Annotated in this window: 25 protein-coding genes and 1 rRNA gene; 8 read left to right on the top strand and 18 right to left on the bottom strand. The window is 43.8% G+C overall.

The genetic code is table 11. The features are described from left to right. Window positions 1–42: 42 nt before the first annotated feature. From NLX67_RS11865 to rpmH, 18 genes are all read right to left on the bottom strand, one after another. Window positions 43–1,065, bottom strand: coding sequence for a cache domain-containing protein (locus NLX67_RS11865; protein ID WP_254311882.1), 1,023 nt, complete (start codon window positions 1,063–1,065; stop codon window positions 43–45). A 141-nt stretch (window positions 1,066–1,206) separates the two neighbouring features. Next, the gene (locus NLX67_RS22815) at window positions 1,207–1,338 is read right to left on the bottom strand and encodes a hypothetical protein (protein ID WP_256519803.1); all 132 of its coding nucleotides are present in this window, start codon (window positions 1,336–1,338) and stop codon (window positions 1,207–1,209) included. Between the two features lie 224 nt (window positions 1,339–1,562). After that, the gene (gene rpsR / locus NLX67_RS11870; protein WP_046180632.1) at window positions 1,563–1,799 is read right to left on the bottom strand and encodes a 30S ribosomal protein S18; all 237 of its coding nucleotides are present in this window, start codon (window positions 1,797–1,799) and stop codon (window positions 1,563–1,565) included. A gap of 25 nt (window positions 1,800–1,824) precedes the next feature. After that, window positions 1,825–2,358, bottom strand: coding sequence for a single-stranded DNA-binding protein (ssb, locus tag NLX67_RS11875; protein WP_046180633.1), 534 nt, complete (start codon window positions 2,356–2,358; stop codon window positions 1,825–1,827). Window positions 2,359–2,436: 78 nt separating this feature from the next. Continuing rightward, a complete protein-coding gene (gene rpsF / locus NLX67_RS11880; RefSeq protein ID WP_046180634.1) occupies window positions 2,437–2,730 on the bottom strand; it encodes a 30S ribosomal protein S6 in 294 nt (97 codons plus the stop codon). A 201-nt stretch (window positions 2,731–2,931) separates the two neighbouring features. Further along, window positions 2,932–3,678: an ABC transporter permease gene (locus tag NLX67_RS11885; protein WP_254311883.1), complete on the bottom strand. Its 747-nt coding sequence runs from the start codon at window positions 3,676–3,678 to the stop codon at window positions 2,932–2,934. A gap of 96 nt (window positions 3,679–3,774) precedes the next feature. After that, window positions 3,775–4,875: a redox-regulated ATPase YchF gene (gene ychF / locus NLX67_RS11890; protein ID WP_046180636.1), complete on the bottom strand. Its 1,101-nt coding sequence runs from the start codon at window positions 4,873–4,875 to the stop codon at window positions 3,775–3,777. 182 nt (window positions 4,876–5,057) lie between these two features. Then, on the bottom strand, window positions 5,058–5,255 hold the full coding sequence (locus tag NLX67_RS11895) for a DUF951 domain-containing protein (protein ID WP_046180637.1): 198 nt from the start codon (window positions 5,253–5,255) through the stop codon (window positions 5,058–5,060). Then, window positions 5,255–6,178, bottom strand: coding sequence for a mechanosensitive ion channel family protein (locus tag NLX67_RS11900; protein WP_046180638.1), 924 nt, complete (start codon window positions 6,176–6,178; stop codon window positions 5,255–5,257). The genes NLX67_RS11895 and NLX67_RS11900 overlap by 1 nt, the downstream gene beginning before the upstream one ends. A gap of 289 nt (window positions 6,179–6,467) precedes the next feature. After that, on the bottom strand, window positions 6,468–7,316 hold the full coding sequence (locus NLX67_RS11905; protein WP_254311884.1) for a ParB/RepB/Spo0J family partition protein: 849 nt from the start codon (window positions 7,314–7,316) through the stop codon (window positions 6,468–6,470). Next, a complete protein-coding gene (locus NLX67_RS11910) occupies window positions 7,309–8,067 on the bottom strand; it encodes a ParA family protein (RefSeq protein WP_046180640.1) in 759 nt (252 codons plus the stop codon). The genes NLX67_RS11905 and NLX67_RS11910 overlap by 8 nt, the downstream gene beginning before the upstream one ends. Before the next feature lie 124 nt (window positions 8,068–8,191). Continuing rightward, on the bottom strand, window positions 8,192–9,025 hold the full coding sequence (noc, locus tag NLX67_RS11915) for a nucleoid occlusion protein (protein ID WP_046180641.1): 834 nt from the start codon (window positions 9,023–9,025) through the stop codon (window positions 8,192–8,194). A gap of 69 nt (window positions 9,026–9,094) precedes the next feature. After that, on the bottom strand, window positions 9,095–9,811 hold the full coding sequence (gene rsmG / locus NLX67_RS11920) for a 16S rRNA (guanine(527)-N(7))-methyltransferase RsmG (protein ID WP_254311885.1): 717 nt from the start codon (window positions 9,809–9,811) through the stop codon (window positions 9,095–9,097). Between the two features lie 15 nt (window positions 9,812–9,826). After that, window positions 9,827–11,719: a tRNA uridine-5-carboxymethylaminomethyl(34) synthesis enzyme MnmG gene (gene mnmG, locus NLX67_RS11925; RefSeq protein WP_046180655.1), complete on the bottom strand. Its 1,893-nt coding sequence runs from the start codon at window positions 11,717–11,719 to the stop codon at window positions 9,827–9,829. A 24-nt stretch (window positions 11,720–11,743) separates the two neighbouring features. Further along, a complete protein-coding gene (gene mnmE / locus NLX67_RS11930; RefSeq protein ID WP_046180643.1) occupies window positions 11,744–13,129 on the bottom strand; it encodes a tRNA uridine-5-carboxymethylaminomethyl(34) synthesis GTPase MnmE in 1,386 nt (461 codons plus the stop codon). A 225-nt stretch (window positions 13,130–13,354) separates the two neighbouring features. Continuing rightward, the gene (spoIIIJ, locus tag NLX67_RS11935) at window positions 13,355–14,104 is read right to left on the bottom strand and encodes a YidC family membrane integrase SpoIIIJ (RefSeq protein WP_046180644.1); all 750 of its coding nucleotides are present in this window, start codon (window positions 14,102–14,104) and stop codon (window positions 13,355–13,357) included. Window positions 14,105–14,128: 24 nt separating this feature from the next. Next, window positions 14,129–14,497 carry a ribonuclease P protein component gene (rnpA, locus tag NLX67_RS11940; protein WP_046180645.1) on the bottom strand — a complete coding sequence of 123 codons (369 nt, stop codon included), beginning with the start codon at window positions 14,495–14,497 and terminating at the stop codon, window positions 14,129–14,131. Between the two features lie 135 nt (window positions 14,498–14,632). Next, window positions 14,633–14,767, bottom strand: coding sequence for a 50S ribosomal protein L34 (gene rpmH, locus NLX67_RS11945; RefSeq protein ID WP_046180646.1), 135 nt, complete (start codon window positions 14,765–14,767; stop codon window positions 14,633–14,635). 597 nt (window positions 14,768–15,364) lie between these two features. Between rpmH and dnaA the strand changes: the two genes are divergently transcribed. The 8 genes from dnaA to NLX67_RS11985 form a co-directional block, all read left to right on the top strand. Then, window positions 15,365–16,726 carry a chromosomal replication initiator protein DnaA gene (gene dnaA / locus NLX67_RS11950; RefSeq protein WP_046180647.1) on the top strand — a complete coding sequence of 454 codons (1,362 nt, stop codon included), beginning with the start codon at window positions 15,365–15,367 and terminating at the stop codon, window positions 16,724–16,726. A gap of 190 nt (window positions 16,727–16,916) precedes the next feature. Further along, window positions 16,917–18,053, top strand: a complete 1,137-nt coding sequence (gene dnaN, locus NLX67_RS11955; RefSeq protein WP_046180648.1) for a DNA polymerase III subunit beta — start codon at window positions 16,917–16,919, stop codon at window positions 18,051–18,053. Window positions 18,054–18,145: 92 nt separating this feature from the next. After that, on the top strand, window positions 18,146–18,382 hold the full coding sequence (gene yaaA / locus NLX67_RS11960) for a S4 domain-containing protein YaaA (protein WP_046180649.1): 237 nt from the start codon (window positions 18,146–18,148) through the stop codon (window positions 18,380–18,382). Window positions 18,383–18,405: 23 nt separating this feature from the next. Continuing rightward, window positions 18,406–19,524, top strand: coding sequence for a DNA replication/repair protein RecF (gene recF, locus NLX67_RS11965; RefSeq protein ID WP_046180650.1), 1,119 nt, complete (start codon window positions 18,406–18,408; stop codon window positions 19,522–19,524). Between the two features lie 38 nt (window positions 19,525–19,562). Next, complete coding sequence (gene gyrB, locus NLX67_RS11970; RefSeq protein ID WP_046180651.1) at window positions 19,563–21,485, top strand: DNA topoisomerase (ATP-hydrolyzing) subunit B; 1,923 nt, start codon at window positions 19,563–19,565, stop codon at window positions 21,483–21,485. 210 nt (window positions 21,486–21,695) lie between these two features. After that, window positions 21,696–24,176, top strand: coding sequence for a DNA gyrase subunit A (gyrA, locus tag NLX67_RS11975; RefSeq protein ID WP_254311886.1), 2,481 nt, complete (start codon window positions 21,696–21,698; stop codon window positions 24,174–24,176). Between the two features lie 102 nt (window positions 24,177–24,278). Continuing rightward, entirely contained in the window at window positions 24,279–25,355 is a 1,077-nt protein-coding gene (locus tag NLX67_RS11980) for an HD-GYP domain-containing protein (RefSeq protein ID WP_254311887.1), read from the top strand. Window positions 25,356–25,559: 204 nt separating this feature from the next. Then, window positions 25,560–26,108, top strand: a 16S ribosomal RNA gene (locus tag NLX67_RS11985); the annotation flags it as partial.

The raw sequence follows: 26,108 nt of genomic DNA on the forward strand, positions 1-26,108 counted from the left end.
ACAAAAAAAGCCCGAACACAAGATCGGACTTTCATTATTTCTTCATATTTGAAATTGACGAATGGCTTGAATTAATTCTTCATTATTTCCCGAAACGTGGACATGCGTCTGCAAATTGCCGTCCGCTACTTGTTTAACCGATGCCTTTAATTTCTGAATCGGCCTTATAATGCTGGACGTTAGTAAAAACGTGACAACCATCACGATGACAAGAACAGATAATGCCGTAATCGCGAGAATTTTTTTCATGTCATTGGAAACACCGAATAAATTCTTTTTTTCATAGACAGCACCGATTTTCCAGCCGGTCTGTGCAATTGTATTGTACACGGTCAATCCGCTGTCTGTTTCAATAATGCCGTTTTTTTCTCCCGAAAGAACAGCCGTCATAATGGGATCTTTTGAAACATCCTTTCCTTTTTCTGACGGATGGATAATCGCTTTTCCTTCGTTTGACAATACAACCGGATAACCTCCATATCCAATATTCAGCTCGTTCATCCAGTTCGTCATACTCGTTAAATTGATATCGGTCCCGATGACCCCAAGCACTTCTCCTCCGTTCATAATGGCTTTTGAAACGGTAATCACATAATCACCCGTCTTACTCTCATATGGCTCGCTCCAGACCGGCTGATCGCTTTCAATTGCTTGCTGATAAGACGGTGTTTCAAGCGGATTAAAATCGTCCGGAAGTACCGTTGCCGGTGTCATTTTAAAGGCGCCGTCAGCCGATACGTAATACACACTAAGCACATCTTTGTAAATATCCGTGTAACGGTTAAAAACAGCCTGCTGCTGCCTGTCCGATTCACTGTCCGGCCGCACTGCTGCCTGAGTGGAATTAGCGTATTGGATCACTTGCGCCGATTCTGACAAAAGCTGAATGCTGTCTTCGTACTTCTGTAAAAATGCGGCTGCTGAATTATTTAATTCTTTGACAAACCCTTCCGTCTGAACGGCCATATTCTTTTCAATCCGCTGCTCTGTTTTCAATCCGGTAAAAAAAATAATAAAGGCAAATGCACTAATGAGAACAAATGCAATGGGTAACATAAATTTCATTCGAATTGATTTCACCACTCTACATCTTTCTATCTATCTCCACATCCCATTATAGTTTTATAGACCCGTTATATTATTAATTGATTGTAAAGATTATATTGAAAAAAGAGCTGCCTCTCGTTTTGGCATCTCTTTTACTCTTTAAGCCCATTTAAATTGATCCACTACTTCTTTTAATTCAGCACTTAGTCCCATTAATTGTTCTAATGATTCCGCCACAGTCCGAATGCTTTTAGCTGTTCTTGAGCTTGAAGGAGGATAACTCCTGTCCATAGAAGAGACTGTCCAACTGATTTAGAGCGATCAAGTAAATTAGCCCTTTTATAAAACAGCACCTGCTATCCAATTTAAACAAGGAACATTATTGAAAACGATGATGTGGTCTTCACCATCCATCTGATAATATTTTGTTTCGGAATGAAAATAGTGTTTTTCTGTTTTCCAACGCAAAAAAAAACACAATGCCGACGAATCAGCATTGTGTTTTGTGTTTATTCTTATCTTTCTTCTCCAACGAATGGAAGAAGTGCTACCATCCGTGAGCGTTTGATTGCAATTGTCAAACGACGTTGGTATTTAGCGCTAGTTCCTGTAACGCGGCGTGGAAGAATTTTTCCACGTTCAGATACGAACTTTTTAAGCAAATCAACATCTTTATAGTCGATATGTGTAATACCGTTAGATGTGAAATAACAAACCTTTTTGCGCTTACGTCCACCTCTGCGTCCTGCCATGAGTTTCCCCTCCTCTTAACTTTAATTAAAACGGAAGATCGTCGTCTGAAATATCAATCGGCTGACCGTTATCTGCAAACGGATCTTCATTCATTTTAGAATAACCGGCATTGTTATTGCCGCGCTGTTGATTCTGCTGTGGCTGGCCAAATGGAAAGTCCTGATTGCTTGGCTGTTGTCCGCCACCCTGCTGCTGAGGAGCATTGCCATACTGCTGGCTGCTGCCTCCACCGCCGCCGGATTTAGGCTCAAGAAATTGGACACTGTCTGCCTGGACTTCTGTCACGTAAACGCGCTTTCCATCCTGGCCTTCATAATTGCGTGTCTGAATGCGCCCTTCAACGCCGGCAAGACTTCCTTTTTTCAAGAAATTTGCTACGTTTTCAGCCGGTTTACGCCAGATCACACAGTTAATAAAGTCCGCTTCCCGGTCACCCTGCTGGTTCGTGTACGTACGGTTCACCGCAAGCGTAAACGTCGCAACCGCTGCGCCGGATGGCGTGTAGCGAAGTTCAGGATCTTTCGTTAAACGACCCACTAAAACCACTCGGTTTATCATCAGAATCAACTCCTTTTCTTTTAAGATGTTTCAAACTGAAACATGATGAAAAAGATGTGTGTATTTATTGTGTTTTAATTACTTTTCTTCTTGTTTAACAACGATATGACGGATAATGTCATCGCTGATTTTCGCAAGACGGTCAAATTCATTTACTGCAGCTGCATCTTCAGCTTTAGCTTGAATTAGTTGGTAGAAGCCTTCACGGAAATCATTGATTTCGTAAGCTAGACGACGTTTACCCCATTCTTTTGACTCGATGATTTCTGCACCGTTTGAAGTAAGGATAGTGTCAAAACGCTCAACTAGCGCTTTTTTCGCCTCATCTTCAATGTTCGGGCGGATAATGTACATGAATTCGTACTTTCTCATCTTCGTTCACCTCCTCGTGGACTATGCGGCCCTTTTATGTAAAAGGGCAAGGAGCAAATTTTCATTACTCACAAGTCGAAATTATAACATGAATTTCTCAACAGCGCAACGTTTTTCGCAATGCAGTTAAATAAAAAGGTACTCATGGCTAGATTGGGGAACACTCCTCTATCATAGAACGCACGTTTGATTATTGCAACTTTAAAACATTCTTTGTTTAAAAAAAGCAGGGTACGTTAAAAAGCAGACCATAATTGCTGCAATCGTTGTATTTCCGAATGCTGTCAGCACAATGACCAGCTGGTACTTAACCGCGATGACCGGTGATGCTCCGGCAATAATAGCACCGGTCATCATACCAGGCAGCTGCACGAGACCAATTGTTTTCATCGCTTCCGTACTTGGAATAAGCGCCGCTTTCACAGTCGCTTCGATCAACTCCTGCGATGCGTGACGATTCGTTGCACCAAGCGCCAGTTTCCCCATAATGAGTTCTTTTGTTAAATCAAACTCCCGCTGCAATCGGTCAAAAACAAGGCTGACTGCGACCATTGAGCTGCCGATAATCATCCCGCTCATCGGCAGAATATATTGCGCTTCATAATCGACAATATTAAACACAACCCATATCGCCACAGACACAAGTTCAGTTGCCAAAATAGCTGTAAATGCAATCCAAAAAGCGGAATGGAATGAACTGCCCTGCTTGGCACATGTTCTTGCCGCAATGACGATCATAACTAAAATAATCAATGAAAAAACAATAGGGGACTGAATGGCAAACACAAACGTAATGATGTATCCAATGATCATCAGCTGAATACATGCGCGAATCGACGCCACAAGGATCTCTTTTGAAATGCCAAGCTTTTGCTTATACGACAGCCAAAGCGGAATCGTCATAAATAAAAAAGCCGCCAGCAAAGCACCATAACTAATGTCTTTCAAACGAGCGACCTCCATAGAAAAAACTCCACCAGAAATCCAGTGGAGTCATGAATGCGTTGCCGCACGAAGCGGCGCTTTTAGCATTCGAACAAATCATTAAACGTTAAACCGGAAGTGAACAACGTCTCCGTCTTTCATCACGTATTCTTTTCCTTCGAGGCGGACTTTGCCAGCTTCTTTTGCTGCTGCCATGGAGCCGTTTTCGACAAGATCGTCGTACGAAACAGTTTCAGCACGAATAAAACCGCGTTCAAAGTCGGTATGGATGATGCCGGCACATTGTGGTGCTTTCATGCCTTGACGGAACGTCCATGCGCGCACTTCCTGCACGCCTGCTGTAAAGTACGTGGCAAGTCCTAACAGAGAGTAAGCTGCTGTGATTAATTGATCCAGACCAGATTGCTCGATGCCAAGCTCTTCAAGAAACATTGCTTTTTCGTCATCATCAAGCTCTGCAATTTCTTCTTCAACCTTCGCACTGATCACAATGACTTCTGAGCCTGTGCCAGCAGCGTATTCACGCACTTTTTGCACATGTTCGTTTTCGGACGCATCCGCGATTTCCTCTTCGCTCACATTGGCTACATACAGCATTGGTTTCGCTGTCAGCAAGTGCAGCTGTTTCACGATTTTTTGCTGTTCTTCCGTAAATTCAACCGAACGGGCCGGCTTTTCAGATTCGAGCGCTTCTTTGACGAGAACGAGAACATCATGCTCTGCTACAGCTTCTTTATCTTTTTGTTTGGTAAGCTTTACCACACGCGCAAGACGCTTGTCCACAGACTCCAAATCCGCCAAAATAAGTTCCAGATTAATGACTTCGATGTCATCAATCGGATCTACTTTTCCAGACACGTGCGTAATATTTTCATCATCAAAACAACGGACGACCTGGCAGATCGCGTCCATTTCACGAATGTGAGATAAAAATTTGTTTCCAAGTCCTTCGCCTTTGCTCGCGCCTTTGACAATTCCGGCGATATCGGTAAATTCGAACGCAGTTGGAATCGTTTTTTTCGGTGTGACCATTTCCGTTAACTTTGTAAGGCGCGCATCCGGCACTTCCACGATGCCGACGTTTGGATCAATTGTACAAAATGGATAGTTGGCCGACTCGGCCCCTGCTTTTGTAATTGCGTTAAATAATGTCGACTTGCCAACGTTCGGAAGCCCGACAATCCCTGCTGTTAATGCCATATTATTTATTCACTCCTTGTTTTCTGTAAAAACGGACACTGTATTCTAAACCTTTCCCCATTATATGGACTGCAGCGGAAAAAGGCAATTTCATTTCATCTCCTATGAATTAAAGGCTAGCTGCGTGACGTCTTGTCACAACACCTTTGTGACCCCGCCTTGCGGGCCTAAAAAAGAACGGCTTATTCGCCGTTCTCTGTCAGGACTTTCTTCATTTTTTTCGCAAATTCGCGTCGCGGCAGCATCACGCTGTGTCCGCAGCCTTCACATTTGATCCGGATATCCATGCCAAGACGAATGATCTTCCAGCGGTTTGTGCCGCACGGATGGGCTTTTTTCATTTCAACAACATTATTTAACTCAAATTGTTTTTCTTCCATCATGCTGTCCCCCCGCTTTTTGCCTGTTTTGGTTCTGTTTGTGCTTCTTGCTCCGTGCGCGAGTACATAACCATGCGTGGATACGGAATTTCAATTCCATTGGCGTCCAAGCATTCTTTAATATCTTTGCGCATCATCCGTGCCACATACCAGTGGTTCATCGGCGTTGTTTCCGCCGTAATGCGGAGTGTCACGTCAGAAGGCGCTAATGTTTGAATTCCTAAAAACTGCGGCGTTTCCACAATTTCCGGATATTTATCTTTTAAAGTATCTAAAAGCTCTTTGATCACTTTTTCTGCTTTTTCAACATTTTCTTCATACGCAATTCCTACATCTACAACCGCAACGCTGTTATTAAGCGAGAAGTTCGTCACTTCAATAATGCTGCCATTGGGAAGAATGTGAGTTTCTCCAGTCCACACTTTTAACTTTGTCGTGCGCAAGCCAATTTCTTCGACCGTTCCTTCAAACTGGCCGATGCGGACAAAGTCTCCGACTGAAAACTGATCTTCGAAGATAATGAAGAAGCCGGTAATGACATCCTTTACTAAGCTTTGGGCGCCAAAACCAATCGCAAGACCGAGCACTCCAGCTCCGGCAATTAATCCTTTAACATCAAAAGACAAAACACCAAGGACATTGACGAGCGCGATAAAATAAACAACATACGCAAGGACGTTTTCAATCAGCTTTAATAGTGTATTTTCACGCCGCTCGGAAAACGTAAGCGGTGCTTTTGAACGAATGGCAAAAAAATTGCGGACCGCAATTTTCCCTACCTTGACAAGGACCCAGGCTGCCAGAATCGTCAGGGTGATTTTAAGAGCGGCTCCCCCGAAAGCAAGCCACGTTGCTTCATTTGTGAATTTAGCCCATAACGATTCGAGGGCACGCTGGTATGTAGATAATGATGGTTCCTCCAAAAAAGAGCCCTCCTTCTGCTAGTTAAATAAGTCGTTCTCAGTTTAACAGGAGAAGACGCTTTTTTACAGAAAAGTGATTGAAAAGTTTGTAATATGGCAAAGCCAATGCAAAGGTGGGGAAAAAAGCTTTTCCAATTCCATCTTAGAACATTATAACGAGCCTGTTTGCGAAATTCCGGTCATCACAGCGGCAACAGAATCCATTAAATACGGACCTCCTGCATGATGGTTACTTTTCAAATTAAAAAGGCTTCTCCTAAAAGAGAAGCTTACAGCTTATAAATATTTTTCATCCTTTATTATCAAGCATTTCTAAAATGCGGTTTAAGTCATCCGTTGACATATACTCAATTTCAATTTTGCCTTTTTTGCCACTTTTGGATTGGCGAATTTGAACTGCTGTACCGAATCGTTCCCGGAGCGCTTCTTCTCGATCCAAAATAAAAACGTCTTTTTTAACCGGCTTTGTTTCACGTGAAACATTTTCTTTCTCTTCCCGGATCCAGTTTTCAAGCTGGCGGACTGTCCAACCTTCTTCTGCTGTTTTTTGGGCGGCTTCAAACTGCTTTTTGTGTGGCTTTACACCAAGCAAAGCACGTGCATGACCCATCGACAGCTTTCCTTCCGCGATCATTTCTTGAATGCCTGCAGGCAAGTCAAGCAGGCGTACATAGTTGGAGATGTGCGGCCGGCTTTTGCCAATGCGGGAAGCGAGTTCCGCTTGCGTTACCTTTAATTTATCTATAATAAGCTGATATGCAGCTGCTTCTTCCATCACCGTCAAATCTTCGCGCTGCAAGTTTTCGAGCAGTGCGAGCTCCATCATTTGCGCTTCCGTCAATTCTTTGACAATCGCTGGCACTTCTTTCATTCCAGCTGCTTTTGCGGCGCGGTACCGGCGCTCGCCTGCCACAATTTCATAGCCTTTAATGCTTTTCCGAAGCACAATCGGCTGCAAAATGCCGTGTGACTGAATAGATTGTTTCAGCTCTTCAATCGCTTCTTCATTAAATATTTTTCGAGGCTGATGCGGATTTGGGCGAATCTCTTTTACTGAAATATCCTGCACAGAGCTGTTCTTGTCCGGTCCTAAATCCGTAAAAAGTGCATCCAGCCCTCTGCCAAGTCCTTTAGCCATGTTCTGCCACCTCTTTCGCAAAATCAAGATACACTTCCGCACCACGTGAACGGCCATCGTACAATAAAACCGGTTTGCCGTGGCTCGGCGCTTCACTTAGCCGTACATTACGAGGAATGACTGATTTGTATACTTTATCATGGAAATATTTTTTCACTTCTTCAGCCACTTGAATGCTTAAATTCGTCCGGGCATCAAACATCGTTAACAGAACACCCTCTATGTAAAGGTCTTTATTTAAATGCTTTTGAACGAGCCGAACGGTGTTTAATAATTGATTTAAACCTTCTAGCGCATAATACTCACATTGAACCGGAATTAAAACGGAATCGGCTGCCGTTAACGCATTAATCGTTAATAAGCCAAGCGATGGCGGGCAGTCAATAATCACATAATCAAAACTTTCACGAATCGGCTCCAGTGCTTTTTTCAACCTTAATTCCCGGGAAATAGCCGATACAAGCTCAATTTCAGCACCAGCCAGCGCAATTGTGGCCGGTGCTGCGTACATCCCTGCTGCTGTTTGCTTAATCACATCTGTGAGTTCCACATCATCTACGATTACATCGTAAATGCATTGCTCAACGCTTTTTTTTTCAATCCCGGCACCACTTGTCGCGTTCCCCTGTGGATCAATGTCAAGAAGCAGTACTTTCTTGCCGAGTGAGGCGAGCGAAGCCCCAAGGTTCACTGATGTTGTCGTTTTCCCTACGCCGCCCTTTTGATTGGCGACCGCGATTACTTTTCCCAAAAGAAGCCACCTGCTTTCGTCTGTCGGTGTTGTCTGCTTTCTATTTTATCAAAAGTGAAGCGTTTTGGCTTTTGATGCCCGTCAAAAAAAAACCGTTTTTCAGTAAAAACGGCGTTTTGAAGCATTATTTTGGTTTTTTCGGAATTTGAATCGTGATTCGATAAAAATCCTCGTTTTCTTCTTCTGACTGTTCTACGTTGATCCCACTTTGTTGAACGAGGGCAAGTGACTGGCGGATTGTATTCAGCGCAATACGGATATCACGACTGACCGCTTTTGTACGGGGACGCGGCGGGTCTTTTTCCAGCATTTTCACAACGCGGTCTTCTGTCTGCTTTACATTGAGCTGCTTATTGATCATGATACTCAGCAGCTCACATTGCAATTCCGGCTTTTTAAGCGGCAAAAGCGCTCTTGCATGACGTTCGGTGATCTTCCTTTCAGCCACGGCCTGCTGCACTTCTTCCGGCAATTTTAGCAAGCGGAGTTTATTCGCAACAAATGACTGGCTTTTCCCGACCATTTCTGCGAGTGATTGCTGCGTCGTTTTATTTAAATTCAGCAGCTTTTTATACGCAATCGCTTCTTCGATTGGAGATAGCTCTTCCCGCTGAACATTTTCAATAAGTGCCGCTGAAGCGGTCTGTTCATCCGTAAATGGACGAATAATGACGGGAACCGTTTCATGGCCAAGGCTTTTCGCCGCTCGGAAGCGCCTTTCTCCCGCTATAATTTCGTACCTTCCATCTTCTGCTTCCCGGACGACAATCGGCTGAATAATGCCATGAACGGCAATGGTTGATGCCAATTCTGCTATTTTTTCTTCATGAAACACAAAACGCGGCTGAAATTGATTTGGCTCGATCCATTCCACCGCAATTTCTTTTACTTCATCCACGGGAAGCATCATGTCTGTTTCACTTTTTCCGCCAAATAGACGGGAAAAAGGACGCTTCATGTTCACACCACCTTTTACATTCTCCATTCTGATAGTATTCGCCATGAGGCGCCCTGTTCCTGCCACGAACTATTCGATTGGTGTTTTATTCGGAGTACCGGCTTTGCGCGGATACTTTTTCGGCGTTTCTTTTTCTTTTCGGACCACAATAATCGTTCGTTCACTGTTTTCAATCGGCAGGCGAAATGAAAAGACATCTTCTGTTTTGCCGCCAAGTATTTTAATTGCTTTTGCAGCTGTTTCCATTTCATCGGCCGCGCTGGCTGCTTTCATGGCAACAAAAGCGCCGCCGATTTTTGCAAATGGCAGGCACAGCTCAGATAAGACGGACATGCGGGCAACCGCACGGGCTGTTACAAGGTCATACTGTCCACGGTGTTCCGGTTTTTGTCCCATTTCTTCCGCACGTCCATGAACAAACTGGACGTGATCAAGCTTAAGCTCAGATGCTAGATGATTTAAAAAAGTAATGCGTTTATTTAATGAGTCGATGATCGTCACATTTAAATTTGGAAACGCAATTTTCAGTGGTATACTTGGAAACCCGGCACCGGCACCAACATCACAAATGCGCAGCGGCTTTGTTAAATCTGTATACACAGCCGCTGTAAGCGAGTCGTAAAAATGTTTCATATAAACATCTTCCCGATCGGTAATCGCCGTCAAATTCATTTTTTCGTTCCATTCCACAAGCAGCTCAAAGTAGCGGTTAAACTGATTGAGCTGCTGTTCGGTTAATTCAATACCTTTTAAAGATAGTTCGGATTGAAATTGATTGATATTCATTTGTCGGGTCCTTTCTTATTCGCTGCCGGTCCGCGCAACGCGGCCCTGCTCAATGTAAATAAGCAAGATCGAAATATCAGCTGGATTAACACCGGAAATACGCGATGCCTGCGCGATGGAAAGCGGGCGGACTTCTTTTAAGTTCGTACGCGCTTCGTTGGCAATACCGCTAATTGCATCATAGTCAATGTCAGCCGGAATTTTTTTGTTTTCCATCTTTTTCATACGGTCTACTTGTTGCAAGGACTTCTCAATGTAGCCTTCGTATTTAATCTGAATTTCCACTTGTTCTTCTATTTCTTCATCAAGCAGTGCATCAGCCGGAATCAGCTGCTTGATCGCGTCATATGTCATTTCCGGACGACGCAATAAATCTGCACCGCGAATGCCGTCTTTTAATTCACTTCCGCCGGCTTCACGAATGAGCGACTGTGTTTTTTCATCCGGTTTAATAATTGTTGCTTTGAGTCGTTCAATTTCTTCAATGATCGCTGCTTTTTTTGCGGTAAATGCTGCATAACGCTCTTCTGAAATTGTACCCAGTTTATAGCCAATTTCCGTTAAGCGAAGATCCGCGTTGTCGTGGCGCAAAAGAAGTCGGTATTCTGCACGGGATGTGAGTAAACGATAGGGCTCACTTGTTCCTTTTGTGACAAGATCGTCGATCATTACGCCGATATATGCATCGGAGCGGCTTAGCACTACTTCTTCTTTGCCGAGTACACGGCATGCGGCATTAATGCCGGCCATCAACCCTTGTCCTGCTGCTTCTTCATAGCCCGATGTACCGTTAATTTGTCCCGCTGTATATAGGTTTTTCACTTTTTTCGTTTCCAATGTCGGCCAAAGCTGTGTCGGTACCATCGCATCGTATTCAATTGCATAGCCGGCACGCATCAGCTGGGCTTTCTCTAAACCTGGGATCGTGCGAAGCATGCGATACTGAACGTCTTCCGGCAAACTTGTGGAAAAGCCCTGCACATATACTTCTTCCGTTTTCCGTCCTTCCGGCTCCAGGAAAATCTGATGCCGCGGCTTGTCGTTAAAACGGACGACTTTGTCTTCAATAGATGGACAATATCGTGGTCCGCGGCCTTTAATCACACCGGAATACATCGGTGAGCGATGCAAGTTTTCGCCGATAATATTGTGTGTTTCTTCATTCGTATACGTAAGCCAGCACGGCAGCTGGTCGGTAATGTATTCTTTCGTTTCATAACTGAAAGCCCGAGGCACGTCATCTCCCGGCTGAATTTCTGTTTTCGAATAATCAATCGTCCGGCTGTTTACACGCGGCGGTGTACCCGTTTTAAAGCGAACAAGCTCAAAGCCAAGCTCTTCCAGATGCTCAGATAATTTTACAGAAGGCTGCTGGTTGTTAGGACCGCTCGAATATTTTAAGTCGCCAAGAATAATTTCTCCGCGCATAAACGTTCCACTCGTAATAATAACAGCTTTTGAACGATACATCGCCCCTGTTTGGGTAATGATGCCCCGGCACTCGCCCTCTTCAATGATCAGACGCTCCGCCATTCCTTGAATAAGCGTTAAATTCGGCTCCTGCTCAATCGTTTCTTTCATTTCCTGCTGATACAGCACTTTATCCGCCTGCGCGCGCAATGCACGAACAGCCGGGCCTTTTCCTGTATTAAGCATTCTCATTTGAATGTGTGTTTTATCTATATTTTTTGCCATTTCGCCGCCAAGTGCGTCAATTTCACGGACGACAATTCCTTTTGCCGGACCTCCGACAGAAGGGTTACATGGCATGTATGCGATCATATCAAGGTTAATCGTAATCATGAGCGTTTTTGCTCCTGTGCGTGCAGAAGCAAGACCCGCTTCTACGCCGGCATGGCCTGCTCCAATAACAACAACCTCATATTCGCCTGCTTCATAATAATTCATGCTGTTATTAATCCTTTCCATTGCTTATTTCCCGAGGCAAAATTGTGAAAATAGCTGGTCAATTAAGCTTTCGTGGAGACTTTCGCCGATAATTTCGCCGAGCAGCTCCCACGTTCTTGTTAAATCAATTTGAACGATATCAATTGGCACACCCGATTCGACCCCACTGATGGCGTCTGAAATCGAACGATTCGCCTGATTTAATAAAGCAATATGGCGTGAATTAGAAACGTACGTCATATCCTGTGCGCCGACTGCTCCAGAGAAAAAGAGCCCAGCTACTGCTTCTTCAAGTTCATCAATGCCCTTTTCTTCGAGAAGCGATGTCGTCACAAGCTGGCTGTTATGTGCCAGTTCTTTTACGCGCTCCATGTTTATTTTCGGCTCAAGATCTGTTTTATTGACAATCACAATGACATCCATGCCAGCCGCTGCTTCAAATAACTTTTCGTCTTCGGGCGTCAGCTGATCGGAATAGTTTAACACAAGTAAAATTAAATCGGCTTCTTTTAATACTTTTCTTGAACGTTCCACGCCGATCCGCTCTACAATGTCTTCCGTCTCTCGAATGCCCGCCGTATCGACAAGTCGAAGCGGTACACCCCGCACGTTGACGTATTCTTCAATGACATCCCGTGTCGTGCCTGGAATATCGGTTACAATCGCTTTGTTTTCATGAACAAGTGCATTAAGAAGCGAAGATTTCCCGACATTCGGACGTCCGATAATGACAGTGGATAACCCTTCGCGCAAAATTTTCCCTTGTTCCGCAGTCCGGAGCAGCCGATCAATTTCAGACCGAACAAACTGTGATTTTTGGAGCAGTACACGATGCGTCATTTCTTCCACATCATCATATTCCGGATAATCAATATTTACTTCCACGTGTGCCAGTGTTTCTAAAATTTCCTGGCGCAGCCGCCCAATCAGCTTTGACAACCGCCCTTCTACTTGGTTAAGGGCAACGTTCATCGCTTTATCCGTTTTGGCACGAATTAAATCCATGACAGCTTCCGCCTGCGATAAATCAATACGGCCGTTCAAAAAAGCACGTTTTGTGAATTCTCCCGGTTCAGCAAGACGCGCTCCTTCATTTAACACAATCTGCAGAACACGGTTAACGGCTGTGATGCCTCCATGGCAGTTAATTTCCACAACATCTTCACGTGTAAATGTTTTAGGACCTTTCATTAAAGACACCATGACTTCTTCTGCAATGCGGCCTGTGGATGGCTCCATTAAATGACCGTAATGAATCGTATGGCTCGGCACTGTGGACAGTTTTTTCTGTCCCGGTGCTTTAAACACTTTATCCGCAATCGCAATCGCTTCATCGCCGCTCAGCCGGACGATCGCAATCGCTCCCTCGCCAAGCGGCGTCGAAATAGCGGCAATCGTATCAAACTCCACTTCATTCACCTCTTCCATATTGATATTGATGTATGTTATCGCCTGCTGGCTTTCATGTCATTCCCTAAATAAATAGAATACCACAGCCAGCCGGTGAAAAAAAGACGAATAATCATCCACATGTTGATAACTTTCTCGCTGCATCCGCTCTTTATTTGGAATACTATCCCTTTTTATACATAAAAACAGACATTGTCTTAGAGACAATGTCTTCGATTAAGTCTTTTATGAAACTGTTGAATTTTTTTTCTTTGGCAGACCATTGATTACCAATGTTTGAACAATCATAAAAATACTGCCGACAACCCAGTAAAGCGCAAGTGCAGATGGGAGGGTAATCCCAAAAACAATAATCATGATCGGCATCAGCCATAGCATCATCGCCATTTGCGGATTTTGATTGGCTGTTCCCGCCATCATTAACTTTTGCTGAAAAAACGTGAACACACCGGCTAAAACAGACACAATAATGTCCGGCGAGCCTAAATCAAACCATAAGAATGTGTGGTTTTTAATTTCGCCCGTCCGCATAATCGCCTGGTAAAGACCAATAATAATTGGCATTTGAACCAAAATTGGGAAACATCCGGCAAGCGGATTGACACCATTCTGCTGAAATAGCGCCATCGTTTCCTGCTGAAGCTTTTGCTGCGTCTGCGCATCTTTTGACTTGTATTTTTCTTGAATTTTTTTGATTTCAGGCTGGATCTCCTGCATCGCTTTGGCGCTTTTTGTCTGCTTGATCATAAGCGGCAAAATGATGATCCGAATAATGATCGTAACGACGATGATACCAAGACCGTAGCCGCCTACCAAGTTAGACGTGGCTGTAATAAATTGTGATAGCGGATAAATGACGTATTCATTCCAGAATCCTTCACTGTCCGCTGTTATGTCCTGATTGACTTCCGTACACCCTGCGAGCAAGACGGAAAAAAGAGCCACGATCAGGAATGAAAGCGTTCTTTTTCTCAAGCGGTTGCGCCCCCTGTCATTGGCTTAATTCTTATTGAGTGGATTCGATTGTTTTCCCTGAAGCGCCCGCGCCAGTTTCAAGACGTGTATAAGACTTCCCTTCACTTCTGCACAGGACAAGTCTGCAGCCGGCTTTCGTGCAATGACGATAAAGTCATATCCGGGCTTAATGTCTGCCTTCAATTCCGTAAAACTCTGTCTTATATATCGCTTTATGCGATTACGCACGACAGCGTTGCCGAGCTTTTTGCTGACGGACAGACCAATCCGGAACGGCACGTTTTGTTCTTTTTTATACATATACACAACAAACTGGCGATTCGCGAACGACTTCCCTTTACTGAAGACCGTTTGAAAATCGTCGTTTTTTTTAATGCGGAATGATTTTTTCATTTATGGCACCTGCCGGCTCTTTTTAAGGATCAAAGGCTATACCTTCGCCGCTTCCTGCGGCAACGCCTTCGCGACCCACATCCTGCGGCCCCTCAGCAATCTTTAGAAAAAAAGACCACTGAATGGTCAGTGGTCTTATGCAGATAGTACTTTTCTGCCTTTAGCACGGCGGCTTGCTAAAACACGGCGGCCGTTTTTAGAACTCATGCGTGCACGGAAACCATGAACTTTGCTTCTTTTACGTTTATTAGGCTGATACGTTCTTTTCATATTAAAACACCTCCCTGAGGTTTTAAAATTCATATTTTCAAAACAGTCTTTGTTAATTATAAGTATGTACATGAATCCTGTCAACCAAATTTTAAAACGGTCACAGATTCAAATTATTTTACTGTCTTTTTGATGAGGAATCTAAGTTGTACAGAAAACGCTTTTTGTTGACTTATTTTTCACTGTGGACAGCAATCGACAGCATTTACTGATTATCCACAGCTTCTTCTATGGTCTTTTCACAAGTCCTCACCCTGTGGACAATCTTTTGAACAGTGTTTTAACGCCTGTGGATAATTAATTGAAGTCATTGCAAGCTCTCATTTTTTCTGCTATTATTATTTTGTTTTCACTCTGGATAACTAAATTCGACATATTATCTATCCACAGTTGTGGATAGTATGTGGAAAAATAATGAACAGGGTGTTTTTATTTTTATCCACAAGCTGTAGATTTTGTCGAAAAACTAGTTTCATCTTATTATATATTTATTCACAAACATTATCATGCATAATTATGAATATTACTTGAAATCCGCTCGATTCGTATTGTACAAACATTAAACAAGCTGTGCTGACAGTTAGTAAGGAGGGGCCAATGGAGAATATTGATGATCTATGGAACAAAGTGCTGGAGCGCATCCAGACACGAATTAGCAAGCCAAGCTACGAAACGTGGGTAAAGTCGACGAAAGCCCATTCGCTTCAGGGAGATGCCATTGTTGTGGCGGCACCTAATTTTTTTAACCGCGATTGGCTTGAAGGGCATTATACCCACTTAACATCTGAAATTATTGATGAATTAACAGGCGAAAAGCTGGATGTTTATTTTATTTCACCAGACGTTCACGATATGGAATCCTACGTTCCACCAACGCATCGCTCTGAGCAGCTGACACCGACTCCGAAATCGAAATCGAACAGTGACGCAACGATTCAAAGCATGCTGAATCCGAAGTACACATTCGATACGTTTGTCATCGGATCCGGTAATCGATTCGCTCATGCCGCGTCGCTCGCAGTCGCTGAAGCACCTGCGAAAGCATATAATCCTTTATTTATTTATGGCGGCGTTGGTCTAGGTAAAACCCACTTGATGCATGCAATCGGCCATTATGTAATTGAACATAACCCTGGCGCAAAAGTTGTGTATTTGTCATCTGAAAAGTTTACGAACGAATTTATTAATTCGATCCGTGACAACAAAGCAGTAGAGTTTCGGAATAAATACCGGAATGTCGACGTGCTGCTTATTGATGATATACAGTTTTTAGCTGGGAAAGAACAGACGCAAGAAGAGTTTTTTCATACGTTTAATACGCTTCATGAGGAAAGCAAGCAAATTATCATCTCAAGCGATCGGCCTCCTAAAGAAATCCCAACACTTGAAGACCGGTTACGTTCTCGTTTTGAATGGGGACTGATCACAGATATTACACCGCCGGATCTTGAAACACGTATTGCTATTTTGCGTAAAAAAGCACGTGCAGAAAACTTGGATGTCCCGAATGAAGTGATGCTTTACATCGCGAATCAAATTGATACAAATATTCGGGAGCTTGAAGGGGCCTTGATCCGCGTCGTCGCATATTCGTCTTTAATCAGCAAAGAAGTGAATGCAACCGTAGCAGCAGAGGCGCTGAAAGACATTATTCCAGGAGCGCGTCCGAAAGTTGTCACCATTCCGGACATTCAGCGGGTAGTCGGAGAACAATATGGTATTCGCCTAGAAGATTTCACTGCGAGGAAACGGACGAAATTAGTCGCATTCCCGAGGCAGGTTGCGATGTATTTGTCGCGCGAGCTGACCGATTTTTCGCTGCCGAAAATCGGCGAGGAGTTTGGCGGACGCGATCACACGACGGTGATTCATGCACATGAGAAAATTTCAAAACTCATGGAAACTGATCCTGTCGCTGCTCAAAAAGTGAAAGAAATCATCACCATTTTAAAAGCTTAATAAGCTGTGAATAAAAAGGGGCGTTCATCAACAGTCTGTCCACATGTGGATAGACTGTTATTGTTCTGTTTTTATCCACTTATCCACAAATCAACAGCGCCTACTACTACGACTATATTTTTTTAATATAAAATAATTAAAATTATCACTATATGAAACATTATTCAAAAATAATTTCGGAGGTATTCCCATGAAATTTTCGATTCAAAAAGACCGGCTCGCTGCCGGAATACAAGATGTATTAAAAGCAGTAAGTTCGAGAACGACAATTCCCATTTTGACAGGAATTAAAATTCACGCGTCAGACGAGGGGATCACACTGACAGGAAGCGACTCAGATATTTCAATCGAATCATTCATTCCAAGTGAAGAAGGAGAAGTCTTAATCGCCACAATTGAAGAAACAGGCGGAGTTGTTTTAAACGCACGATTTTTCAATGAAATTGTCCGCAAATTGCCCGCATCTACAATTGAATTTGAAACATCGTCTTCATTCCAAACGATCATTCGTTCAGGCCACGCGGAGTTTAGCTTGAATGGCCAAGATGCAGATGAATACCCGCATTTGCCGCAAATCGATGACGAAAATGTTTTTAAGCTGCCCGCTGACCTTGTAAAAACACTCATTCGACAAACTGTGTTTGCTGTATCCACATCTGAAACACGTCCAATTTTAACAGGGGTCAACTGGAAGATTGAAAATGGTACGCTCATTTGCACGGCAACTGACAGCCATCGTCTTGCACTTCGTAAAACCGCAGCAGCTGGACTTCCGGAAGGGGAATACAATGTTGTGATCCCAGGGAAAAGCTTGACGGAACTAAGTAAAATTTTGGATGACACGAATGAACCGGTTGAAATTGTCATGACGGAAAACCAAGTATTGTTCCGTTCAAAATATGTGCTGTTTTTCTCAAGATTGCTTGACGGAAATTACCCGGACACGAGTCGCCTTATTCCAGATGAACACAAAACAAAAATTGACTTAAATACAAAAGAATATTTACAGGCGGTTGACCGTGCTTCACTTTTAGCGCGTGAAGGAAGAAATAACGTTATTAAAATGAGCAGCGGCGATGATGGAACCGTGGAAATTTCATCTAATTCCCCGGAGATTGGTAAAGTAACTGAGCAAGTGAACAGCTTGGCAGCTGAAGGAGATGAACTAAAAATCTCATTCAGCGCGAAGTATATGATGGATGCACTGAAAGCAATTGAAGGGACAGAAATTGAAATTCAATTTACTGGAGCTATGCGTCCATTCGTTATCCGGCCGCTTCATGATGATTCCACTCTGCAATTAATTTTGCCGGTGCGCACATATTAATCAATCTCCGAAAAAGCAGGGCGTATTGGCCCCGCTTTTTTTGTATTTATGTTAAAATAAAGTACTAGGATTTTTACGGAGGAAAAGAACTTATGATGACAAAAAAAGCAGAAAACGAGGAATTCATTACCCTTGGCCAATTTCTAAAACTGGCCGGCATTATTCAAACCGGTGGTCAGGCAAAATGGTACTTGAGTGAGCATGAAGTATACGTGAATGGAGAACTTGATATGAGACGCGGCCGAAAGCTTTACGAAGGAGATGAAGTTGAAATTCCTGGTGACGGCGTATACGAAGTAGGGTTTGGAACTGAGGAAGGCAGCGATTAACAGCCATCGGAAGGTGTTTCTATATGCACATTGAACAACTGGCTTTGGAGAACTATCGGAATTATGAATCGCTCCTCGTTGAATTTGATAATACTGTAAATGTCGTCATTGGCGAAAACGCCCAAGGGAAAACAAATATAATTGAATCCATCTATGTATTGGCCATGGCCAAATCGCATAGGACGTCGAATGATAAAGATTTAATTCGCTGGGAAGCGGAATATGCTAAAATAAAAGGGCGAGTGCAAAAAAAGCACCAGTCGCTCCCGATTGAACTTGTTATTTCAAAAAAAGGAAAAAAAGCCAAGATCAATCATTTGGAGCAGACACGCCTTAGTCAATACATTGGAAACATGAATGTCGTCATGTTTGCACCCGAAGACTTAACGCTTGTAAAAGGCAGTCCGCAAGTAAGAAGGCGGTTTATTGATATGGAAATCGGGCAGGTCTCACCTGTCTATTTGCACGACTTGAGCCTTTATCATAAAGTCCTGCAGCAGCGAAACCATTATTTAAAGCAGCTGCAGACGAAAAGAGCATCGGACTTTACAGTGCTTGATGTTTTGACCGAACAGCTTGTGGAGCTGGCGATGAAAGTGATGAAAAAGCGATTTGAATTTATTCGTCTGCTTCAAAAATGGGCAGGACCGCTTCATTCAGGTATTTCACGCGGCATTGAAACACTTGCCATCGTCTACGAGCCAGCAGCCGGGATAACGGAAGAGCAGAGCGACGAGCAAATACGCTTGGCTTTGTTCGCCGCGTATCAAAAAGGCCGGACGAGAGAAGTGGACCGGGGCGTTACCTTAACCGGCCCACATCGGGATGATCTCCTTTTTTATGTGAACGGCAAAAATATTCAAACATTTGGGTCACAAGGACAGCAGCGAACAACTGCTCTCGCTGTAAAGCTTGCTGAAATCGAACTCATTCAATCAGAAATTGGCGAATACCCAATTTTGCTGCTGGATGACGTCTTATCCGAACTTGATGACTACCGCCAGTCGCATTTGCTGAACACGATCCACGGCAAAGTGCAGACGTTTGTGACGACAACAAATACAGATGGCATTGAGCATGACACATTAAATGCTGCATCGGCTTACAGCGTAACAGCTGGCGCGATTACACAAATAAAATAAGATTATATTACCGAAAGAGAAGGTGACTGGATTTGACTATGGGCCCGCAAAATAATACGACACCTTCCTATGATGAAACTCAAATACAGGTGCTCGAAGGACTTGAAGCTGTCCGAAAACGTCCAGGTATGTATATTGGCTCAACGAGTGCAAGAGGACTGCACCATCTTGTCTGGGAAATTGTCGATAACAGTATCGATGAAGCACTGGCCGGCTATTGCGATGAAATCAATGTCATCATAGAAGAGGACAACAGCATTACGGTAAAAGACAATGGTCGCGGCATTCCAGTTGGCATTCACGAAAAAATGGGCCGTCCGGCTGTTGAGGTTATTTTGACTGTTCTGCACGCCGGAGGGAAATTTGGCGGCGGCGGCTACAAAGTATCCGGCGGTCTTCATGGTGTCGGCGCATCTGTCGTTAACGCTCTCTCGAAGCTTTTAGAAGTGTATGTTCACCGCGATGGAAACATTCATTATCAGGCATTTAAGCAGGGCGTTCCGCAGGAAGATTTGAAAATCGTTGGGGACACTGATATGACCGGCACACACATTCACTTTGTGCCGGATAATGAAATTTTCACCGAAACGCTTGTGTATGATTACGACATACTCGCACAGCGTCTTCGTGAGCTGGCTTTCTTGAATCGCGGACTCAAAATTATACTTGAAGATAAAAGAGAAACTGAAAAGAAAAATGAATATTACTATGAAGGCGGAATTAAATCGTACGTAGAACATTTAAACCGTACAAAAGAAGCTCTTCACGAAGAAGCCATCTTCATGGAAGGCGAGCGTGACGGCATTCAAGTCGAAGTCGCCCTTCAATACAATGACGGCTATACAAGCAATATTTATTCATTTGCCAATAACATCAGCACACACGAAGGCGGTACACACGAATCCGGCTTTAAAACGGCACTGACACGTGTGATTAACGATTACGCTCGAAAAAATGGCTTAGCTAAAGAGCTTGACGGCAATTTATCAGGGGAAGATGTTCGTGAAGGGCTGACAGCAATTATTTCAGTTAAACATCCAGATCCACAGTTCGAAGGTCAAACGAAAACAAAGCTCGGTAATTCAGAGGCGCGTACTGTCACAGACAATGTCTTTTCAGGCCGTTTTGAAACGTTTATGCTTGAAAACCCAAATACCGCGCGGAAAATCGTTGAAAAAGGGATGATGGCTGCACGTGCGCGAATGGCTGCCAAAAAAGCCCGTGAATTGACACGCCGGAAAAGCGCGCTTGAAGTATCAAGCCTGCCCGGTAAACTGGCGGACTGTTCATCGCGTGATCCGAAAATCAGCGAACTCTATATCGTAGAAGGAGATTCGGCGGGTGGTTCAGCGAAACAAGGGCGTGACCGCCACTTTCAGGCAATCTTGCCGCTGCGTGGGAAAATCTTAAACGTGGAAAAAGCACGTTTAGATAAAATTTTGTCCAACAATGAAGTTCGGGCAATGATTACGGCGCTTGGCACAGGCATTAGCGAAGAGTTTGACTTGTCGAAAGCGCGTTATCATAAATTGGTGATCATGACGGATGCCGATGTAGATGGCGCGCATATCCGGACATTGCTGTTAACATTCTATTTCCGGTACATGCGGCCGCTTATTGAAGCAGGTTATGTTTATATTGCCCAGCCGCCGCTTTACAAAGTGCAGCAGGGCAAGAACATTAGTTATGCATACAACGATCATGAGCTGGATGAAATCATGAAAACCATTCCGGCGAATGCAAAGCCAATTTTGCAGCGCTATAAAGGTCTGGGGGAAATGAATCCGACCCAGCTATGGGAAACGACAATGGATCCATCTACGCGAACATTGCTGCAAGTAACACTGAAAGACGCAATGGAAGCAGATGAAACGTTTGAAATTTTAATGGGCGATAAAGTAGAACCGCGCCGTAAATTTATTGAAGACAACGCACGATACGTAAAAAATCTTGATATATAGGTTGAGAAAGCGTCCGTATTTGCGGACGCTCCAACTTTTTTAAACATTGTCCAGTTCCAGGCGCCATCAGCTCGAGGGCTCATAGGATGTGAGTCAAAAAGGCGTTGCGGCACGATGCCGCGATTTTAGCCTTTGCTCTAAAGACAATTCGTCTTATGCATGTCACCTAAAGCTGTGCGCCTTGCACTTTTCTTAAAGGGAGGATTTTTCATGGCTGATATGCCGAGCTCCAACGTGAAAGAGATTAATATAAGCCAGGAAATGCGGTCATCGTTTCTTGATTATGCGATGAGTGTTATTGTATCCCGGGCGCTTCCGGACGTTCGTGATGGCTTGAAACCGGTGCACCGCCGTATTTTGTACGCAATGAATGATCTTGGAATGACTGCCGATAAGGCATACAAAAAGTCTGCACGGATTGTCGGTGATGTTATCGGTAAATATCATCCGCACGGCGACTCAGCTGTATACGAAACGATGGTACGGATGGCGCAGGACTTTAACTATCGCTATATGCTTGTGGATGGCCATGGAAACTTCGGTTCAGTAGATGGCGATGCAGCCGCAGCAATGCGTTATACAGAAGCCCGTATGTCCAAAATCGCCATGGAAATTACGCGTGATTTAAATAAAGATACAATTGATTACAAGGATAACTATGATGGATCTGAACGGGAGCCTGTTGTTCTGCCAGCCCGATTCCCTAATTTGCTCGTAAATGGGGCTTCGGGCATTGCGGTTGGTATGGCTACGAATATTCCGCCACATCAGCTAGGAGAAGTCATTGATGCCATCCTTGCTGTCAGCAAAAATCCGGAGATGTCTGTTCTAGATTTGATGGAACATATTCCCGGCCCTGATTTTCCAACATCTGGTATTTTAATGGGCCGCAGCGGTATTCGCCGAGCCTATGAAACAGGACGTGGGTCCATTATTTTACGTGCGCGGACAGAAATTGAAGAAAAAGCCAATGGCAAAGAAACGATCATTGTGACGGAAATTCCGTACCAAGTTAATAAATCGAAGCTGATTGAACGCATCGCTGAACTCGTGCGTGATAAAAAGGTTGACGGTATTACCGATCTTCGAGACGAATCTGACCGAGAAGGTATGCGAATCGTGATGGAAATCCGCCGTGACGCGAATGCGAGTGTTGTTTTAAACAATTTATATAAATATACGGCCATGCAGACAAGTTTTGGAATTAATATGCTGGCGCTTGTCGACGGACATCCGAAAGTCCTCGGACTAAAAGAATTTTTAACACATTATTTAGCGCACCAGCAGGAAATTATCCGCCGCCGCACACAATTTGATTTAAATAAAGCAGAAGCGCGTGCTCATATTTTAGAAGGATTGCGTATTGCGCTGGATCATATCGACCGTATTATTGCATTGATTCGTGGCTCACAAACAGCGGATCTTGCTCGTGAGGGCTTAATGGAACAATTCGGTCTATCTGAAAAACAGTCACAAGCTATTTTGGATATGCGTTTGCAGCGCCTTACCGGTCTTGAGCGTGACAAAATCGAAGAAGAATATCAGAATCTGCTGGCTGTTATTACAGAGTTAAAAGCCATTTTGGCCGATGAAGAGAAAATTCTCGAGATCATCCGCGAAGAGCTGATTGAAATCAAAAACCGGTTTAATGATAAGCGCCGCACGGAGATTACAGACGGAGCGCCAGGTGACTTGATGGACGAGGATTTAATTCCGGTTGAAAAAATTATTATTACATTAACGCACAAAGGGTATATTAAGCGCCTGCCAATCTCCACATACCGGAGCCAGCGCCGCGGGGGACGCGGTATTCAAGGGATGGGCACGAATGAAAATGACTTTGTTGAGCAGCTGCTTACAACTTCCACCCATGATACGATCCTTTTCTTTACAAACAAAGGAAAAGTGTACCGTTTAAAAGGCTATCAGATTCCTGAATACAGCCGGACAGCGAAAGGGATCCCCCTCGTCAACCTTCTCGGTGTAGAACAAGATGAGTGGGTCAACTCTATGTTATTCGTTGAAGAGTTCACGGAGGATTCCTTCTTGTTCTTTGCGACTAAACAGGGTATCGTTAAGCGGACGCCATTGATGGATTACGCGAAAATTCGGACCAATGGCCTGATTGCTTTGAATATTCGTGACGAAGACGAATTGATTTCTGTTCGGTTAACAGATGGTGAAAAACATATTGTTATGGGAACACGCAACGGTATGCTCATTCGTTTTCCAGAGGACAATGTCCGTTCCATGGGTCGTACGTCAACAGGTGTAAAAGGAATCACCTTATCAGAAGGGGATTACGCGGTTGGAATGGAACTTGTTGAAGAAAATGATTATATATTAATTGTCACAGAAAATGGGTATGGGAAATTAACGCCTGAATCCGAATACCGCATTCAAACACGTGGTGGCAAAGGACTTAAAACGCTTAACATTACTGGCAAAAATGGGGCTCTTATCGCTGTTAAAACGGTCACTGGTGAAGAAGACCTTATGCTGATTACAATGGGCGGCGTTATGATTCGCATGGACATTGCAACAATTTCTATTACCGGCCGGAATACACAAGGCGTAAAACTTATTCGACTGGGCGACAACGCAACAGTGGCTACCGTTGCGAAAGTTGAAAAAGAAGACGAAGAAGAACTCGAAGAAGAATTAGAAGACGAAGAAAAACTCGAAGAATAAAGATAAAGCACAGGCGTTTCAATACTCCTGTGCTTTTTTTGTCTATCCATTTTGTTCTAATATCTTTATAATTAGGCATAAAGGCATGGGAGGAGGCGGCAAATGTATATAGCTCTTGAAAATATTAAACCAGGATATCTATTAAAAGAAGCAGTTATGGCTGGAACATCCAATCCCATCATCTCATCCGGGACGATGTTGACAGACCAGCATATTCGGTTTTTACGTGCTTTTTCTATCCAATCAGTAGATGTAATAGTAGAAGAAGATTCGCCCGCATCATTATACTCAGCATCGCCATCGATTAGTGCGCTGCCTATGAACGACCCAATGGAGCGACTTTATTTTAAAACGTTGAAAAGTGTTAAAGAAGAATTTCAACGGTGGCAGTCAGGCATGAATGTGGAAATTGCCCGGATGCGTACTATCATTTTGCCAATTCTGGAGTATACGTTAGAAAATCCGGAACAGCTTCAAAAAATTTCAGCTTACTCTAAAAAAGACGTATATCTTTATCATCATACACTATCAGTTGGGCTGCTGAGCGGCATGATCGCCCAAAAGCTGAATTATGACAAAGGATTAATCATTCAATCGGCTCTTGCTGGATTATTAGCAGACTGCGGCATGTCAAAAACCAAAATGTCTCTGTTAACAAAAAGTACAGCGCTGACTGAGAATGAATACAAAGAAATTCAAAATCATCCTGTCGCCAGTTACAAAATGGTAAAAGATTTAAAGCTTTTAAAACCGGAAGCGAAGCTGGCAATTTATCAGCATCATGAACGCTTAGACGGATCTGGTTATCCTGCGGGTGCAAAAGGAAATGCAGTACATGCGATCTCACAATTAATCGGACTGGCGGATACATACCATGCATTGACGACCGAGCGGCTGTTTCGGGGAAGACAATCTGTTTTTAAAGCTGTTGAAATGATTCAGCAGGATTTATTCGGACAGTTTGATCTTTCTGTTATGGATGCCTTATTTTCATTAGTAGCGGAATTATCTCCAGGCATGCAGGTCACATTATCAAATGGAAGTGAAGGAAAAGTGATGTTTGTTCAACCGGGACATAAAACAAGACCGCTCGTTCAGCTTCCAAATGGAGACGTCATAGATCTAGTAAAACGAAGAGACTTGTACATCGAAAAAAGTGAAGAGAAAACAGCCAATTAAAAAAGGCTGTTTTTTTCAAAAAAGGCTTGCTCTTTAATTTTATACATGGTATATTATTTAAGTCGTCAGATGGCGACAGCAAAAACGAAACAAATTGAACATTGAAAACTGAACAAAATCAATAAAAACGTCAACGTTTTAAGCAAGAAACTTCTATGTAAGATGCTTGTCATCTTACATAGAAACAATTGAGCAATCAAACACTTTTTGGAGAGTTTGATCCTGGCTCAGGACGAACGCTGGCGGCGTGCCTAATACATGCAAGTCGAGCGGACTTGACTGAAAAGCTTGCTTTTCTGTTCAAGTCAGCGGCGGACGGGTGAGTAACACGTGGGCAACCTGCCCTGCAGATTGGGATAACTCCGGGAAACCGGGGCTAATACCGAATAATATCGAAGATTTCATGATCTTCTTTTGAAAGACGGTTTCGGCTGTCACTGCAGGATGGGCCCGCGGCGCATTAGCTAGTTGGTGAGGTAACGGCTCACCAAGGCCACGATGCGTAGCCGACCTGAGAGGGTGATCGGCCACACTGGGACTGAGACACGGCCCAGACTCCTACGGGAGGCAGCAGTAGGGAATCTTCCGCAATGGACGAAAGTCTGACGGAGCAACGCCGCGTGAGTGAAGAAGGTTTTCGGATCGTAAAACTCTGTTGTCAGGGAAGAACAAGTACGGGAGTAACTGCCCGTACCTTGACGGTACCTGGCCAGAAAGCCACGGCTAACTACGTGCCAGCAGCCGCGGTAATAC

The organism is Domibacillus sp. A3M-37, from assembly GCF_024213455.1.
GTDB lineage: Bacteria > Bacillota > Bacilli > Bacillales > Domibacillaceae > Domibacillus > Domibacillus tundrae.